At 70.6% G+C, this 15574-nt stretch carries 14 protein-coding genes and 1 pseudogene; 6 read left to right on the forward strand and 9 right to left on the reverse strand.

Annotation, left to right across the window (positions count from 1 at the left end; all coding sequences use genetic code 11):
* Nucleotides 1–91 (reverse strand): annotated as a pseudogene (locus ACFRAV_RS21375) (IS5/IS1182 family transposase); the annotation flags it as partial.
* Between the two features lie 67 nt (nt 92–158).
* Between ACFRAV_RS21375 and ACFRAV_RS21380 the strand changes: the two are divergent.
* The 3 genes from ACFRAV_RS21380 (at nt 159) to lysA (ending at nt 2290) form a co-directional block, all read left to right on the forward strand.
* Nucleotides 159–305, forward strand: a complete 147-nt coding sequence (locus tag ACFRAV_RS21380) for a serine hydrolase (RefSeq protein WP_382557911.1) — start codon at nt 159–161, stop codon at nt 303–305.
* Between the two features lie 300 nt (nt 306–605).
* Nucleotides 606–941 (forward strand): SAV_915 family protein, encoded by a 336-nt coding sequence (locus ACFRAV_RS21385; RefSeq protein ID WP_382557861.1) that lies wholly within the window; start codon nt 606–608, stop codon nt 939–941.
* A 14-nt stretch (nt 942–955) separates the two neighbouring features.
* On the forward strand, nt 956–2290 hold the full coding sequence (lysA, locus tag ACFRAV_RS21390) for a diaminopimelate decarboxylase (RefSeq protein ID WP_382557862.1): 1335 nt from the start codon (nt 956–958) through the stop codon (nt 2288–2290).
* 754 nt (nt 2291–3044) lie between these two features.
* On the opposite strand, the gene ACFRAV_RS21395 is transcribed toward lysA, so the two are convergent.
* The 6 genes from ACFRAV_RS21395 to kdpF form a co-directional block, all read right to left on the reverse strand.
* Entirely contained in the window at nt 3045–5588 is a 2544-nt protein-coding gene (locus ACFRAV_RS21395; protein ID WP_382557863.1) for a DUF4118 domain-containing protein, read from the reverse strand.
* A 1-nt stretch (nt 5589) separates the two neighbouring features.
* Nucleotides 5590–6273, reverse strand: a complete 684-nt coding sequence (locus ACFRAV_RS21400; RefSeq protein ID WP_382557864.1) for a response regulator — start codon at nt 6271–6273, stop codon at nt 5590–5592.
* 131 nt (nt 6274–6404) lie between these two features.
* Entirely contained in the window at nt 6405–7112 is a 708-nt protein-coding gene (locus ACFRAV_RS21405; protein WP_382557865.1) for a potassium-transporting ATPase subunit C, read from the reverse strand.
* Between the two features lie 20 nt (nt 7113–7132).
* The gene (kdpB, locus tag ACFRAV_RS21410) at nt 7133–9235 is read right to left on the reverse strand and encodes a potassium-transporting ATPase subunit KdpB (protein ID WP_382557866.1); all 2103 of its coding nucleotides are present in this window, start codon (nt 9233–9235) and stop codon (nt 7133–7135) included.
* 44 nt (nt 9236–9279) lie between these two features.
* The gene (kdpA, locus tag ACFRAV_RS21415) at nt 9280–10941 is read right to left on the reverse strand and encodes a potassium-transporting ATPase subunit KdpA (RefSeq protein WP_382557867.1); all 1662 of its coding nucleotides are present in this window, start codon (nt 10939–10941) and stop codon (nt 9280–9282) included.
* 6 nt (nt 10942–10947) lie between these two features.
* Nucleotides 10948–11037 carry a K(+)-transporting ATPase subunit F gene (gene kdpF, locus ACFRAV_RS21420; protein ID WP_382557868.1) on the reverse strand — a complete coding sequence of 30 codons (90 nt, stop codon included), beginning with the start codon at nt 11035–11037 and terminating at the stop codon, nt 10948–10950.
* Between the two features lie 348 nt (nt 11038–11385).
* Between kdpF and ACFRAV_RS21425 the strand changes: the two genes are divergently transcribed.
* Nucleotides 11386–11949 carry a hypothetical protein gene (locus ACFRAV_RS21425; RefSeq protein ID WP_382557869.1) on the forward strand — a complete coding sequence of 188 codons (564 nt, stop codon included), beginning with the start codon at nt 11386–11388 and terminating at the stop codon, nt 11947–11949.
* Nucleotides 11950–12070: 121 nt separating this feature from the next.
* On the opposite strand, the gene ACFRAV_RS21430 is transcribed toward ACFRAV_RS21425, so the two are convergent.
* Nucleotides 12071–12223, reverse strand: a complete 153-nt coding sequence (locus tag ACFRAV_RS21430; RefSeq protein WP_382557870.1) for a hypothetical protein — start codon at nt 12221–12223, stop codon at nt 12071–12073.
* Here ACFRAV_RS21430 and ACFRAV_RS21435 point away from each other — a divergent pair.
* Together ACFRAV_RS21435 and ACFRAV_RS21440 are read left to right on the forward strand one after the other, a co-directional pair.
* Nucleotides 12222–12362, forward strand: a complete 141-nt coding sequence (locus ACFRAV_RS21435; protein WP_382557871.1) for a hypothetical protein — start codon at nt 12222–12224, stop codon at nt 12360–12362. The two genes, ACFRAV_RS21430 and ACFRAV_RS21435, sit on opposite strands and share 2 nt — an antisense overlap.
* Before the next feature lie 138 nt (nt 12363–12500).
* On the forward strand, nt 12501–13073 hold the full coding sequence (locus tag ACFRAV_RS21440; RefSeq protein WP_382557872.1) for a dihydrofolate reductase family protein: 573 nt from the start codon (nt 12501–12503) through the stop codon (nt 13071–13073).
* Between the two features lie 180 nt (nt 13074–13253).
* Here ACFRAV_RS21440 and helR read toward each other — a convergent pair whose 3' ends face one another.
* Nucleotides 13254–15416, reverse strand: coding sequence for an RNA polymerase recycling motor ATPase HelR (gene helR / locus ACFRAV_RS21445; RefSeq protein ID WP_382557873.1), 2163 nt, complete (start codon nt 15414–15416; stop codon nt 13254–13256).
* Between the last annotated feature and the right edge of the window lie 158 nt (nt 15417–15574).

The following is a 15574-nucleotide window of genomic DNA, read 5'->3' on the forward strand; positions in this document are numbered from 1 at the left end:
GCCCCGGCTCGTCTGCCGGGGCCCCCTTTCTGCGGGCCCCGGCAGCGTGCTGGTGGGCACGGACGATCGTGGAGTCCACCGACACCTCCCAGGTCCGGGCACAGAGCCGCGAAACCGTTGCGTGCCATGCTGTGACCAGCGTGGACAACCCGCTGGCGGTGGATGAGGACACGCTGTTCCAGCTGGGCTCGGTCAGCAAGAGCTTCACGGCGACGGCGTCGATGTGTCTGGTGGGGCAGGGGCGGCTCGACCTGTCGGCCCCGGTCCGTAGGTACGTTCCTGAGTTCCGGCCGGCCGGGCGATGACGGCGAGGACACCGCGCCGTACGGCGCGAGACGGACGCGGTGATCTGCCGGCTCCACTTCCGGCTGCTGTGACGGCTCCAACCTCTGCCCCCCGCCTGAGCGGACGCCCGGCCCCGTCTGCGTCAGCGCCACGTCAGTGTTCGCCCGATGCCCGTCAGCGTTGCGTCAGGAGCCGGCGACCCGCCGGCCCGGGCGGGCATAGCGTCATCGGTGGGTCCCGTTCCGTCTCTTCGGGGGCGGGCCCTCACGCCACTCGACCCCACCAGGACGACTCGTCTCCTGGTCTTCCGGAGGTATTCCATGACGGACATTCGGTGCGGCGAGGACCCGGAACCCGCCGAACGGTTCCCGGCCGGCCTTCTTCTCGTTCCCGGCCGGCCGGGACCATCGGGATGGGCGGTGCGGATCTTCCGCACGCCTCTGGGCGACCGTACGGCCGTCGGTTTCACCTCGGTGAGGCGGCTGACGGCGACGCTAGGCCCCGGACAGGCGTGGTTCAGGCTCGCCGAGCCCGCGTTGCGCGCACTGACCGAACCGCTCGGGGTCACCACCGTCACGGTGGATCCCCAGTTCACGGCCCCGGCCGCCCGACGGGTGCAGCCTGCCGCCGCCATGCTCGCCCAGCGGGTCGGCTGAGAGGGGGCATACCGATGACTACCGTTCACGACGCCGCGGTCACCACTTTCGCCACCGACCTCTCGGTCTGGCCCGCGTCCACCGTTGAGGCCCGCCCGGGTGACCTGGCGGTGGGCGGCGTGCGACTCGCCGAGGTCGCCGAGTGCTTCGGCACCCCCGTCTACGTCCTCGACGAGGCGGAGGTCCGCGAGCGCTGCCGCGCCTACCGGGACAGCTTCCCCGACGCGGACATCCTCTACGCCGCCAAGGCGTTCCTGTGCCGGGCGATGATCCACTGGATGGACGAGGAGGGGTTCGGGCTCGACGTCTGCTCGGCCGGTGAGCTGGAACTGGCCGTCACCGCAGGGTTTCCGCCCGAGAGGATCGTGCTGCACGGAAACGCCAAGTCCCCACACGACCTCCAGTCCGCATTGCGCTTCGGAGTGGGCCGCATCGTCATCGACAGCCCCTCGGAGATCGCCCGGCTGGCCGCGGCCGTCGGACGTCACGGGCACCAGAAGGTCATGCTCCGGGTGGTGCCGGGGGTCAGTGCCGGAGGCCACGAGAAGATCCGCACCGGCACCGAGGACCAGAAGTTCGGCCTGAGCATCTCCGACGGATACGCCCAGCACGCCGTCGCCCGGGTACTGGATCAGCCGCAGCTCGAACTGACCGGTCTGCACTGCCACCTGGGCTCGCAGATCACCAGTGTCAAGCCGTATCTGGTCGCCGTGCGGCGCCTCGTCGGGCTGATGTCCCGTCTGCACGCGCAGCACGGCCTGGCCCTGCCCGAACTCGATCTCGGCGGCGGGCACGGCATCGCCTACCGTCCCGGTGAGCGGGCGCTGGACCTGACCGCCCTGGCCCACAGGGTCCGTGCCGAGCTGGTCGAAGCGTGCGCGGCCGCAGGGCTGACCGTTCCCCGGCTGATCATCGAACCGGGGCGGGCCGTCGCCGGTCCGGCCGGTGTGGCCCTGTACCGCGTGCTCGCCGTGAAGCGCACCGGCGATCGTAGGTACGTCGCGGTCGACGGCGGGATGAGCGACAACCCGCGACCGGCCCTGTACGGCGTCCGCTACGCGCCCAGCCTCGTCGGCCGTCACAGTACCGCCGACCGGGCCCGCGTCACCGTCGTCGGCCGGCACTGCGAGGCCGGCGACGTGATCGCCGCCGATGTCGAGCTCCCTGCGGACGTGCGCCCCGGGGACCTGCTGGCCGTTCCTGTCGCCGGCGCCTACCACCTGTCCATGGCCTCCGGCTACAACATGGTCGGCCGCCCGCCCGTCGCGGCTGTGCGGGACGGGCGGGCCCGGCTCCTCGTGCGCCGGGAGTCCCTGGACGACATCCGCAGCCGCGACGTGGGTCTCTAGGTTCTGTCCGTCGGGCCGTGGGGCGGGGGACGTTCGACAGCTGTCGCACGAGCAGCGGTGTGAGCCCGCCCCACGATGACCGCGCCGATCACGGCCGCCAGTGCGTACACGGTGACGCTCGCGGCGATGGCGACGCCGTGCCGAAGGTCGTGGATGGCCAGCACGACTACTCCTCGATGCAGTCCCTGATCCGTGACGCCCTCGACCGGGTCGTACGGGCCGTGAACACCACCATCGAGAACGCGGTCACCCCGCCGGCTCGACCGGTCCGGAGGTTCTGCAGAGCCTCTTCCGCTTCGGGATTCTGCCGAGTGTTTCCTGGGAGGTCCGCTTCTTCGGTGGAAACGCCTTCCTGTTCGCTGGGCTTCTCCTCATCGCCCTGAGCCGACTGCCGCGGCCCCGCCAGAGGCGGGACCACGCCGATCCCTCAAGCGTCTGAAGGACGGTGGCCGATCACGGCCGAAGCCATGAGCGGACACCTGCGGCGGTGACGGTGCCGTGGAAGACGTGGGACCGCTTGATCAAACGCAAGGCACCAGGGCCAGTCGTCAGGCATCCGGCCCGGAGCAGTTGAAGGCCCCGGACGCGGGGAGGCGGGCCGGGGCTCACGGATCACGTTACGCCCGGCCGTCCCGGTTCCGGAGGCGCACTGACGCGACGCTGACGGTGAGGACGGCGACCTTGACGGAATGCTGACGCGTGCCGACGACAAGGGCCGTCGCCGCGTCCGACGCCGGGGCGCGGGCGCTCGCTGTCACGGATCGGTCGCGATGGACGGGCCCGTCCGCTCCGCGTTGCGCCGCGGCGCCGTCGGCACGGCGAGCACCATGGTGAGGCCGCCGCCGGGGGTGTCCTCCGCGTCGAGCATGCCGCCGATGGCCTCGGCGAAGCCTCGGGCAACGGCGAGGCCCAGGCCGACACCGACGCCCCCAGGGGCGTCGCCGTACCGCTGGAAGGGCTCGAAGATGCGGTCCTTGGCGTGGTCCGGCACGCCGGGCCCGCGGTCGACCACGCGCAGCTCGACACGGTCGGCGAGGGCGCTCGCGGACACCAGGACCTTTTCCTCCTGCGGGCTGTACTTGACGGCGTTCTCGACGACGTTGGCGACGGCTCGCTCCAGCAGGCCACGGTCGACATGGATCATGGGCAGGGTCTCCGGGATGTCGAGTTGCACGCGGTCCTCGGGCACCCCGCCGAGTGCCTTGGGCACGACCTCGTCGAGGTCGGTCTCCCGGATGAGGGGGTTCACCGTGCCGGTCTGAAGACGGGACATGTCGAGCAGGTTGCCGACCAGGTGGTCGAGGCGATCGGCGCCTTCCTCGATGGCCTCGAGAAGGTCCGCCCGGTCCTGTTCGGACCACTCGACGTCTTCGGCGCGCAGCGAGCTCACGGAGGCCTTGATACCCGCGAGCGGGGTGCGCAGGTCGTGACTGACCGCGGCGAGCAGCGCGGTCCGGATGCGGTTGCCCTCGGCGAGTTGCTGGGCCCGGTCGGCCTCGTGCTGCAGACGGGAACGGTCCAGGACGACGGTCGCCTGCGCGGCGAACGCGGCCAGCACCCGCCGGTCGGCAGCGGGCAGCACCCGGCCGGACAGGGCGAGGGCCGTGTCGGCGCCGGCCGGGACGTCGACATCCGCTTCCTCGGGTGTCCTGGCGGGACGCTCTCCCACACTGCCGACGCAGGTCCACGGGGCCGTCTCTCCGGCCCGCTCGAGCAGTGCCGCCGACTCCATGCCGAAGGTTTCCCGCACACGTTCGAGCACCGCCTCGAGCGTGGTCTCGCCACGCAGGACGTTCCCGGCCAGGAAGGAGAGGATCTCCGACTCGGCGCGCAGCCGGGTGGCCTGATGGGTACGCCTGGCAGCCAGACTCACCACGGAGGCCACCGCCACGGCGACCCCGACGAAGATGAGGAGGGCGACGATGTTCTTCGGGTCGGCGATGGTCAGGGTGTGGACGGGCGGGGAGAAGTACCAGTTGAGCAGCAGGGAGCCCGCCACCGCGGAGGCCAGTGCCGGCAGGAGCCCGCCCACCAGGGCCGCCGCGATCGTCAGAGCGAGGAACAGCAGCATGTCGTTGGCAAGGCCCACCGACGGAGCGGCAGCGGTGAGCAGCCAGGTCAGCAGGACGGGGCCGAGGATGCCGATCAGCCAGCCCCCGACCACCCGCGCACGCCCCAGCCGTCCTCCCTGCGCGACCGGAAGCCCACGGCCCTTGCCCGCCTCGGCATGGGTGACGAAGTGGACGTCGAGGTCGGGTCCGGACGCGCGGGCGACCGTCGCGCCGACACCCGGTCCCAGGACGTACTGCCAGGTCGGGCGTCGGGAGACGCCGATCACGATCTGGGTGGCGTTGACGCCCCGGGCGAAGTCGAGCAGGGCTGCCGGAACGTCGTCGCCGATCACCTGATGAAACGTTCCGCCAAGGTCCTCCACCAGTGCGCGCTGAACGGCCAGCTCCTTCGGGGAGGCGGTGCTCAAGCCGTCGCTGCGGGAGATGTAGACGGCCATGACCTCGCCGCCAGCCCCTTTCTCGGCGAGCCGGGCGGCACGACGAATCAGGGTGCGGCCCTCGGGCCCGCCCGTCACGCCGACGACGATCCGCTCCCGCGAACCCCAGATGGCCGACACGTGGTGCGCGCTGCGGTACTCGGTCAGGTACTCGTCGACCCGGTCGGCCACCCACAACAGCGCCAGTTCGCGCAGGGCGGTCAGGTTCCCCGGGCGGAAGTAGTTGGACAGCGCCGCGTCCACCTTGTCCGGCTTGTAGATGTTGCCGTGCGCCATGCGGCGGCGCAGCGCCGGCGGCGACATGTCGACCAGTTCGATCTGGTCGGCGCGCCGTACGACCTCGTCGGGAACAGTTTCGCGCTGCCGTATCCCGGTGATCGACTCGACCACGTCGCCCAGGGACTCCAGGTGCTGGATGTTGACGGTCGAGACCACGTCGATCCCGGCGTCCAGCAGCTCCTCGACGTCGCGCCAGCGCTTGGTGTTGCGGGAGCCGGGAATGTTGGTGTGGGCCAGTTCGTCGACCACGGCGACGGCGGGGGCCCTCCGCAGAACGGCGTCCACGTCCATCTCGGTGAAGACGGCGCCCCGGTACTCGACCTGCTTGCGCGGTACGACCTCCAGGCCGCTGAGCATCACCTCCGTCCGGGGCCGGTCGTGGTGCTCCACCAAGCCGACCACGCAGTCGGTCCCCCGCTCGATCCTGCGGTGCGCCTCCGACAGCATCGCGTAGGTCTTGCCCACGCCGGGTGCCGCGCCGAGGTAGATCCTGAGCTTGCCGCGTGCCATGTCATCCCTCGAAGCGATAGCCCATACCGGGCTCGGTGATCAGATAACGGGGGTGGGAGGGGTCCGCCTCCAGTTTCCGGCGCAGCTGGGCCATGTACACCCGCAGGTAATTGGTCTTGCCGGTCTGTGAGAAGCCCCAGACCTCCTCCAGGAGGTGCTTCCGCGTGACGAGCCTTCCCGGATTGCTCACGAGAATCTCCAGCAGGTGCCACTCGGTCGGGGTCAGCCGCACGTCCTGTCCCTGCCGGACCACCCTCTTGGCCGAGAGGTTGATGCTGAACTCGTCCGTCTCGATCACCTCCGGCTCGGGAAGGGACGGGTCGTTCGCGGCGCGGCGGACAGCCGCTCGCAGCCTGGCCAGCAGTTCGTTCATGCTGAAGGGTTTGGTCACGTAGTCGTCCGCGCCCGCCTCCAGAGCCGCGACCTTCTCCCCGGACGCCTGCCGGGCGGACAGGACGAGGATCGGCACCGTGCTCCACCTGCGCAGGCTCCTGATCGCGTCGACACCGTCCATGTCGGGCAGGCCGAGATCGAGCAGGATCACGTCGGGCGCCCGGGCGGCGGCCAGCCTCAGTCCCGTGGCCCCGTCGGGAGCGGCGTCGACTCCGTAGTGGCGTGCCTGCAGGTTGATGACGAGAGCCCGTACGAGCTGCGGATCGTCCTCCACGACGAGCACCCGGGTCATGGGTGTGCCCTTCCCTTCGTTTTCTCCGGCTCTGTGCGCCGAGCGGCGGCCATCCGGTTCCACGGCCTCCGGGGCCGGCGGACCAGGGATGTTCCCCGAGCCGCCGGCCCCGGATCCTTGCTGCACTGCGGTCAGTGCTTCGCCGCAAGGTCCTTGAGCGCGATGTTGAGCTCCAGGACGTTCACCCGGGGTTCCCCCATGAAGCCGAGCAGGCGGCCCTGGGTGTGGTCCTCCACCAGCTTCTCCACCTCGGTGACGGGCAGGCCGTTCCTCGCGGCGACCCGGTGGACCTGCAGATGCGCGTAGGCCGGAGAGATGTCCGGGTCCAGGCCGGAACCGGAGGACGTGACGGCGTCCACGGGAACGTCGGACGGCTCGACACGGTGACCGGGCACCGAGTTGTCCTCGACGACGGCGGCCCTGGCGGCCAGGACCTGTGCGCAGAGGGAGCCGTCCTCCGACTCGGCGGTGCACCTTCCGTCGACGGCCCCGCTGTCGGCCGCGAGGTTGGTGGCTCCGGAAAGGATGAGCTGGTACTGGGTGTTGATGTCGTTGGTGCCGAGTCCGCCCGCGGGGCGGCCCTGGAACCACTTCAGGTCCGGGTCGGGGGTCTCCTGTCCCTTCTTCGACGGCAGGGTGTACGACTGCCCGATCAAGGAGGAGCCGACGACCCTGCCGTCGGAGGTGATCTCCGAGCCGTTCGCCTTGCCGGGGAAGAGCCCCTGGGCAATGCCGGTGACGACGAGTGGGTAGATGATGCCGGTCACCACGGTCAGCACGAGCAGCGCCCGCAGTCCCGCCCCGAGCAGCCGGGCCATGTTGGTTACGGAGTTGTTCATGTCAGCACGCCTTCGAGGGGTTACAGACCGGGGAGGAGGGAGATGAGCAGGTCGATGATCTTGATGCCGACGAAGGGCGCGACCAGGCCGCCGAGGCCGTAGATCCCGAGGTTGCGCCGGAGCATCCGGTCCGCGCTGACCGGCCGGTACCGCACGCCCCGCAGGGACAGCGGCACCAGCGCGACGATGACCAGCGCGTTGAAGACGACGGCCGAGAGGATCGCGGAGTCGGGCGAGGACAGCCGCATGATGTTGAGGGCGTCCAGGCCCGGGTAGACGGCCGCGAACAGGGCCGGGATGATCGCGAAGTACTTCGCGACGTCGTTGGCGATGGAGAACGTGGTCAGCGCCCCGCGGGTGATGAGGAGCTGCTTTCCGATCTCGACGATCTCGATGAGCTTGGTCGGGTTGGAGTCGAGGTCGACCATGTTGCCGGCCTCCTTGGCGGCCGACGTGCCGGTGTTCATCGCCACGCCGACGTCCGCCTGCGCGAGCGCCGGCGCGTCGTTGGTGCCGTCACCGGTCATCGCGACGAGTTTGCCGCCCGCCTGCTCCCGCTTGATGAGGGCCATCTTGTCCTCGGGAGTGGCTTCGGCGAGGAAGTCGTCGACCCCCGCTTCCTGGGCGATGGCCTTGGCGGTCAGCGGGTTGTCGCCGGTGATCATGACGGTCTTGATGCCCATGCGGCGCAGTTCCTCGAACCGCTCCCGCATGCCCGTCTTGACGACGTCCTTCAGGTGGATGACGCCCAGGACACGGGCTCCGCGCTCGTCCTCCTCCGCGACCAGGAGCGGGGTACCGCCGGCCTCGGAGATCCGGGCGGCGACCTCGTCCGCCTCCCCGGCCACCGTCCCACCCTGCTCGCGGACCCAGGCGATGACCGAGCCTGCCGCGCCCTTGCGCACCCTGCGGCCACCCACGTCCACACCCGACATGCGGGTCTGGGCGGTGAAGGTGATCCACTCGGCGCCGTCCAGTTCGCCCTGGTGACGCTCGCGCAGGCCGTACTTCTCCTTCGCCAGAACGACGACGGAGCGGCCCTCCGGCGTCTCGTCGGCGAGGGAGGAGAGCTGGGCGGCGTCGGCGAGTTCGGCGGAGGTGGTGCCGCGCACGGGCACGAACTCGGCCGCCTGGCGGTTGCCGAGGGTGATGGTGCCGGTCTTGTCGAGCAGGAGCGTGGAGACGTCACCCGCGGCCTCGACCGCGCGGCCCGACATGGCCAGCACGTTGCGCTGGACCAGGCGGTCCATGCCCGCGATGCCGATGGCCGAGAGCAGGGCGCCGATCGTGGTCGGAATCAGACAGACCAGCAGGGCGACGAGAACCACCAGGGTCAGCTCGGTGCCCGCGTAGTTCGCGAACGGCGACAGCGTGGCACAGGCGAGGAGGAAGGCGACGCTCAGGGAGGCGAGCAGGATGTTGAGCGCGATCTCGTTGGGCGTCTTCTGCCGGGCGGCGCCCTCGACCAGGCCGATCATCCGGTCGATGAAGGTCTCACCGGGTTTGGTGGTGATCCGCACGACGATCCGGTCGGACAGCACCTTGGTGCCGCCGGTGACCGCCGAGCGGTCGCCGCCGGACTCGCGGATGACGGGGGCCGACTCACCGGTGATCGCCGACTCGTCGACCGAGGCGACACCCTCGACGACGTCGCCGTCCCCGGGGATGATGTCGCCCGCCTCGCAGACCACCAGGTCACCGATCCGCAGCTCGGTGCCGGGAACCTCTTCCTCGGCCCCGCGGTCCACGAGCAGACGGCGGGCGACGGTGTCGGTCTTGGCCTTGCGCAGGGTGTCCGCCTGCGCCTTGCCACGGCCCTCGGCGACCGCCTCGGCGAGGTTGGCGAAGACGACGGTCAGCCACAGCCAGGCACTGATCACCCAGCCGAACCAGTCACCCGGGTCGGTGAAGGAGAAGACCGTGGTGAGGGCGGCGCCGATCCACACCACGAACATCACGGGCGACTTGACCATCACCCGGGGGTCGAGTTTGCGGAAGGCGTCCGGCAGCGACTTGATCAGCTGCTTGGGGTCGAAGAGGCCGGCCCCGACGCGTCCCTGGTCGGACTTGTGCCCGCTGGGGACGTCGCTGTGCGGCGCCCGGCTGGGAGTGACTGTGGCCATGGGGTCCTCTGACGTCTGTGCGGAATTGCGGAGGCGGGAAATCATCACGCGAGCCCTTCCGCCAGGGGGCCGAGCGCCAGGGCGGGGAAGTAGGTCAGGCCGGTGATGATCAGGATCGCGCCGACCAGCAGACCCGTGAACATGGGCTTCTCGGTACGCAGGGTGCCGACCGTCACGGGTACCTGCCGCTGTTCGGCGAGCGAGCCGGCCAGGGCCAGGACGAACACCATGGGCAGGAAGCGGCCGAAGAGCATCGCGAGCCCGGTCATGGTGTTGAACCAGTCCGTGTTGGCGTTCAGGCCGGCGAAGGCCGAGCCGTTGTTGTTCGAGGCCGAGGTGAAGGCGTACAGGACTTCGGAGAAGCCGTGCGCACCGGAGTTGAGCATCGAGCTGGGCGGGGTCGGCAGCGCCATCGACAGGGAGGTGAACACCAGGACCAGCGCCGGGGTGATCAGGATGTAGAGGGCCGCCAGTTTGATCTCGCGGGAGCCGATCTTCTTGCCCAGGTACTCGGGTGTACGGCCGACCATCAGACCGGCGATGAACACGGCGATCACCGCCATGATCAGCATGCCGTAGAGGCCGGAGCCGACACCACCGGGCGCGATCTCTCCCAGCATCATGCCGAGCATGGCGATCCCTCCGCCGAAGCCGGTGTAGGAGGAGTGGAAGGAGTTCACCGCGCCGGTCGACGTCAGCGTCGTGGACACCGCGAAGATCGACGAGCCGCCGATCCCCAGCCGGGTCTCCTTGCCCTCCATCGCTCCGCCTGCGGCCTGCAGCGCCGCACCATGGTGGGCGAACTCGGTCCACATCATCAGGGCGCTGAAGCCCACCCAGATGACGGCCATCGCGCCGAGGATCGCGTAGCCCTGTCGCACCGAGCCCACCATCACCCCGAAGGTGCGGGTGAGCGAGAACGGGATCACCAGGATCAGGAAGATCTCGAGAAGATTGGAGAAGGCGTTCGGGTTCTCGAAGGGGTGGGCGGCGTTGGCGTTGAAGTAGCCGCCACCGTTCGTGCCCAGCTCCTTGATGACCTCCTGCGAGGCCACCGCGCCGCCGTTCCACTGCTGCGAGCCGCCCGTGAACTGGCCGACCTCGTGGATGCCGGCGAAGTTCTGGATCGCGCCGGAGGCGACCAGGACAACGGCCGCGACGGTGGCGATCGGCACCAGGATGCGGACCGTTCCGCGCACCAGGTCGGCCCAGAAATTGCCCAGCTCGCCCGTGCGCGCCCGGGCGAAACCGCGTACCAGCGCCACGGCGACAGCCATGCCGACGGCGGCGGAGACGAAGTTCTGCACGGCCAGACCGGCGGTCTGCACGACGTGCCCCATGGTCTGCTCGCCGTAGTACGACTGCCAGTTGGTGTTGGCCACGAAGGACACGGCCGTGTTGAACGACTGCGCCGGGTTGACCGAGGAGAAGCCGAGCGAAGCGGGCAGGATTCCCTGGAGGCGCTGCAAGGCGTAGAGGAAGAGGAGACCGGCCAGGGAGAAGGCCAGAATGCCGCGCATATAGGCGGGCCAACGCATTTCCGTGTCCGGATTGGCGCCGATCCCCTTGTAGATCCATTTCTCGACGCGCAGATGCTTGTCCGAGGAATAGACGCGGGCCATGTAGTTGCCCAGCGGAACATGGACGAGCGCCAGTACGGCGATGAGCGCCAGCAACTGGAGCACGCCTGCGGTAACAGGACTCATGTCGACTCAGAACCTCTCCGGAAAGACCACGGCGAGGACGAGGTAACCCAGCAGAGCGACGGCCACGACCAGGCCGACGATGTTCTCGATGGTCACAGCTTCGCCACCCCCTTCGCGACGAGAGCCACCAGCGCGATACCCGCGACCACGGTGACGAGGTAGGCCAGATCGGCCATCACGAACTCCTGAAAGAGAGGTTCGGTGGAAAGGACGCTTTGAGGAAAGCATCTCCTTGGCCGGATCGAGTCGCTCGTTGACAGCTCCCATACGCTTGGCCGACCTGCTTTGACGGTTCTCTTACATCATCTGATCCCGAGGTCCCTGGCCGGGGCGAGACGTCTGCAGCGCCCCCCGCGTCGGCAGGCGCCAAGGAAGCGCTGGATATCTGTCAGAGGAACATCAAGGGGAACTGGGCGGATACCTCCGATCACTAGCGTCACCTTCATGGAAGACCGTGACGAAGTGGCCGACGAAGCGTTCTCCGCCCTCGCGGAGAGGACTCCCCTTCGTGAGGCGACGAACGGCCCCGAGTGGAAGCGGGAACTGCGGAGCTCCGTCCGCGCCGCCGGCGGACTGATCACTCTGCTTCTCGTGGTCGACGCCGGCTCCGGGGGAATCACCCCGTGGCGCGCCGCCCTGTGGTGGGCGCTCGGCGGGCTGCTCTGTGTCGTGCTGTGGCCCGCGCGGATCTCGGCCGGCGAGACCTGGTTGGCTTCGCGCGAACTGCTCCGTGAACACCGCGTGCGCACGGACCTGCTCGTTTCGGTCCGTTGTGTGGACGGCGTCGCCCAGCGGCTCGTCCTGCGTGACTCGCTCGGTGGCCGCGTCGAGATCGACGCCCGAGTGCTGGTGCGGCATCCCGGACTGTGGTGCCTCCTCGACGACGGTGCGCGCAAGGCGACCGCGAACGGTCTGCTCCAGCACGGTGCGCCCGCCCTGGAACGCATCGCACAGCGTGTCGCTGACGAGAACGCCCGCGCCGTGTTCAAGGCCTCGGGCGTGGAGTGAGCGTCAGCCCGTACCGCCCGGGCCGGGAGGTACGGGCTGACGCTCCTGTCCTGCCGCCCGGCGCCGAAGCCGACCGGTCGGCCCGGAGCAGGTCCTGCACGGCCTGGGACGGGACCGGAGTTCAGCGCTTGTCGCGGTCGGGGGCGGGGACCTCGCGTACGGCGTCGGCGACGGCGCGGAAGCCCTTGCGGAGGATCGCCCCGTGGTTGCTGGGGACCTTGGCGCTGATGTTCGTCGGCGGCATGTTGGGGGGCGCGGCGGGTGGTGCTGCCATGTACGCGAACACCCGGATCGCCCGGACAGGGCTGGCCGACCCCTACAAGGCGATGGCCATGCTGGGGACCGCGCTCCTGGCAGCCGCCGTCACCTTCGCGGTGGCGTTCCTGATCACCTACCTCCGGTACGCCGGCTGACCGGGCACACAGGCGGCCGCGGGGCTACGGTGGCGTGCGGGTGACCAGGTTGCTCCCGGTCGCCCGCGCGAGGGCGATGAGTTTCGCCCGGCCGCGCCGTCTGAACCTTTGAAGCGACCACGAGCTCGGAGGAACCTCATGCGCACCCTGATCAGCACCGCGTTCGTCTCCCTGGACGGCGTCGTCGAGGCGCCGGGCGGCGAGCCCGGGTACCGGAACTCCGGGTGGACCTTCAAGGACGTCGACTTCCTCCCCGAGGCCTACGAGATCAAGGGCAGGGAGCAGAAGGAGGCCGGCGCGATGCTGCTCGGGAGGGCCAGCTACGAGGCGTTCAGCGCCGTGTGGCCGGACATGGAGGACTTCGCCGACTACAAGGTGATGCCGAAGTACGTCGTCTCCACCACGCTCACCGAGGACGACCTGGTGCCGAACTGGGGCGACACCACGATCCTGCGGTCGCTCGACGAGGTCGCCGCGCTGAAGGAGACCGAGGGCGGGCCGATCATCGTCCACGGCAGCGCCGCGCTGAACCGGAGCCTGTCCGACGCCGGTCTGATCGACCGCTATCACCTGCTCGTCTTCCCGCTGCTGCTCGGCGCGGGCAAGCGGCTGTTCAGCGCCACGGACAAGGACGCCCAGAAGCTGAAGCTCGTCGAGCACGAGGTGTACGCCAACGGCCTGCAGAAGAACGTCTTCGACGTCGTCCACTGACCCGCCCCGCTTCCACGCGCCGGCCCGCCTCCCCGTCCGGGTTCGGGCCGCCGCACGTTGTCGTACCGGGTGTCCGGCTCGCCGTCGGCTCCGGCGGGGTGGTGCGCGCGAGGGACTGCCGGGTCCGGACGCCGGTGACCCGCGGCGGGTGGGGCCGCGGGGCACCGGCGGGGGCTCGGGTCAGCCGAGGACCACCAGCTGCCGGGTGGCGCGGGTCATCGCGACATAGCGGTCCACCGCGCCCTCGACGCCCTCACCGAACCGGCCGGGCTCCACCAGCACCACCAGGTCGAACTCCAGGCCCTTGGCCAGCTCCGGGGTGAGCGAGCGCACCCGGGGCGACTCCGGGAAGCCGGGGGCGCCGATGACGCAGGCGACGCCGTCCTCGTCGGCGGCCAGCCACCCGTCGAGCACCTCCCGCAGCTCCGCGACGTCCCCGCGGCGCACCGGGATGCCCGAACGCCGCACCGAGGTGGGCACGTTGGCGTCCGGGATGGCCGCCCGGATCACCGGCTCGGCCTCCGTCATGACCTCCTGGGGCGTGCGGTAGTTGATGCTCAGCGAGGCCACCTCCGCCCGGTGCAGCCCCACCCGCGCCAGCCGCTCCTGCCAGCTCTCGGTGAAGCCGTGCCGCGCCTGGGCGCGGTCGCCGACCACGGTGAAGCTGCGGGAGGGACAGCGCAGCAGCAGCATCTGCCACTCGGCGTCGGTCAGCTCCTGCGCCTCGTCCACCACCACATGGGCGAACGGACCGGCCAGCGGATCGGCCGCGTGGGACGGCAGCGCCGACTCGTCGACCAGGCTCTCCCTGAGGTCCTCGCCGATCAGCATGGTCACCGCGCCCTCGCCGTCCGGGTCGGCGGCCACCACGCTGTCGATGACGCCCGCCATCCGCTCCCGCTCGGTGGCCACCGCCGCCTTCTGCCGCCGCTTGCGCAGGGCCGTGCGCGGGTCGCCGAGCCGCTGCCGCGCCGCGTCCAGCAGCGGCAGGTCGGACAGCGTCCACGCGTCCGGCCTCCCGCGCTGCAGCAGGCGCACCTCGTCGCGGTCCAGCCAGGGGGCGCACAGCCGCAGGTAGGCGGGGACCGTCCACAGGTCGCCGACCAGATCGGCCGCCTCGATCATCGGCCACGCGGCGCTCAGCGCGCCGGTCAGCTCGTCGTCGGCGGCGAGCGCCCTGCGGAACAGCACCGCGGGGACCTCGCCCTTGACGCGGTCCTGGAGCACGGCGACCAGCTCGTCCCAGATCTGCTCGCGGGCCTCGTTGTGCGGGATGCCGGGCTCGGCCGCGTCGAAGGCCTCCGCCCAGTCGGCGGCGCTCAGCGTCACCTCGCCCCAGGGCGTGGTGACCGTCAGGGCCTCGGTCGGCGGCGACTCGTAGAACCGGACCGCCTTCTCGATCGCCCGCACCATCTCCACCGACGACTTCAGCCGGGCGACCTCCGGGTCCGCCTCCGGCACCGCCCTCGCCCCCTCGGCGACCAGGTCGCGCAGGGTGCAGGTGCGCACGCCCTCCTCGCCGAGACTGGGCAGCACGTCGGCGACGTAGTTCAGGTACGGCTGGTGCGGGCCCACGAAGAGCACCCCGCCGCGGCGGTGGCCGAGCCGCGGGTCGGAGTACAGCAGGTACGCCGAGCGGTGCAGGGCGACGACGGTCTTGCCGGTGCCCGGACCGCCGTCCACCACCAGCGCCCCGCGGGAGCCCGCGCGGATCACGGCGTCCTGGTCGGCCTGGATGGTGGCCAGCACGTCGCGCATCCGCTCGGACCGGTGCGCGCCCAGGCTCGCGATGAAGGCCGACTGGTCGTCCAGCGCCGCGTGGCGTTCGGTGAGGCCGTCGGAGGTGAACACCTCGTCCCAGTAGTCGTCGATCCGGCCGCCCGACCACCGGTAGCGGCGGCGGCTGGCCAGCCCCATCGGGTTGGCGTGGGTGGCGGCGAAGAACGGCTCGGCGGCGGGGGAGCGCCAGTCGAGCAGCAGCCGGCGCCCCGAGCTGTCGGTCAGGCCGAGCCGTCCGACGTGGACCGGCTCCTCGGACCCGGCGGGGCCCGCCGGAACCATCCGGCCCAGGCACAGGTCCAGGCCGAAACGGCGCAGCGCCCGCAGGCGGGCCGAGAGCCGGTGGACCTCCAGGTCGCGCTCCATCGCCTCCCGGCCCACGCCGCCGGGCGCCCGCCGCTGTGCGTCGAGCCGGTCGGACAGCTCGGCGATCGCCTGCTCCAGGCTCGCCGCGATGTCGGCGAAGTGGGCCTCGTCGGCGGCGATCAGCGCGGGGTCGGCCTTGTCGGCCAGCCGCTCGGGCAGGGCGAAGGCACGGGCGGGCAGGGCAGGGGGGTTCAGCAAATCAGCTCCGTAGAAGGTCGCGATCGCGGCTCCGCGCCGGTGGACACCGGGGCGGAGGAGCGATTGTGCGGCACCGAGGGGGCCTTGCCGCAAGGCCCCCCTTGCGCTATACCTTAGAAGTGGCGGGAGGTGCGGCTTCCCTCCGCCCCACCAGTCGT

Origin of the sequence: Streptomyces sp. NPDC056600 (assembly GCF_042792855.1) — a bacterium.
Lineage (GTDB): Bacteria > Actinomycetota > Actinomycetes > Streptomycetales > Streptomycetaceae > Streptomyces.

Excerpts from the sequence above, each read along its gene's own strand:
- ACFRAV_RS21435 (WP_382557871.1), top strand. The coding sequence starts at position 12,222 with ATGTACGCGAACACCCGGATCGCCCGGACAGGGCTGGCCGACCCCTAC.
- ACFRAV_RS21405 (WP_382557865.1), bottom strand. The coding sequence starts at position 7,112 with ATGAACAACTCCGTAACCAACATGGCCCGGCTGCTCGGGGCGGGACTG.
- ACFRAV_RS21425 (WP_382557869.1), top strand. The coding sequence starts at position 11,386 with ATGGAAGACCGTGACGAAGTGGCCGACGAAGCGTTCTCCGCCCTCGCG.
- kdpB (WP_382557866.1), bottom strand. The coding sequence starts at position 9,235 with ATGGCCACAGTCACTCCCAGCCGGGCGCCGCACAGCGACGTCCCCAGC.
- ACFRAV_RS21385 (WP_382557861.1), top strand. The coding sequence starts at position 606 with ATGACGGACATTCGGTGCGGCGAGGACCCGGAACCCGCCGAACGGTTC.
- ACFRAV_RS21440 (WP_382557872.1), top strand. The coding sequence starts at position 12,501 with ATGCGCACCCTGATCAGCACCGCGTTCGTCTCCCTGGACGGCGTCGTC.
- kdpA (WP_382557867.1), bottom strand. The coding sequence starts at position 10,941 with ATGAGTCCTGTTACCGCAGGCGTGCTCCAGTTGCTGGCGCTCATCGCC.
- ACFRAV_RS21430 (WP_382557870.1), bottom strand. The coding sequence starts at position 12,223 with ATGGCAGCACCACCCGCCGCGCCCCCCAACATGCCGCCGACGAACATC.
- lysA (WP_382557862.1), top strand. The coding sequence starts at position 956 with ATGACTACCGTTCACGACGCCGCGGTCACCACTTTCGCCACCGACCTC.
- ACFRAV_RS21395 (WP_382557863.1), bottom strand. The coding sequence starts at position 5,588 with ATGGCACGCGGCAAGCTCAGGATCTACCTCGGCGCGGCACCCGGCGTG.
- ACFRAV_RS21400 (WP_382557864.1), bottom strand. The coding sequence starts at position 6,273 with ATGACCCGGGTGCTCGTCGTGGAGGACGATCCGCAGCTCGTACGGGCT.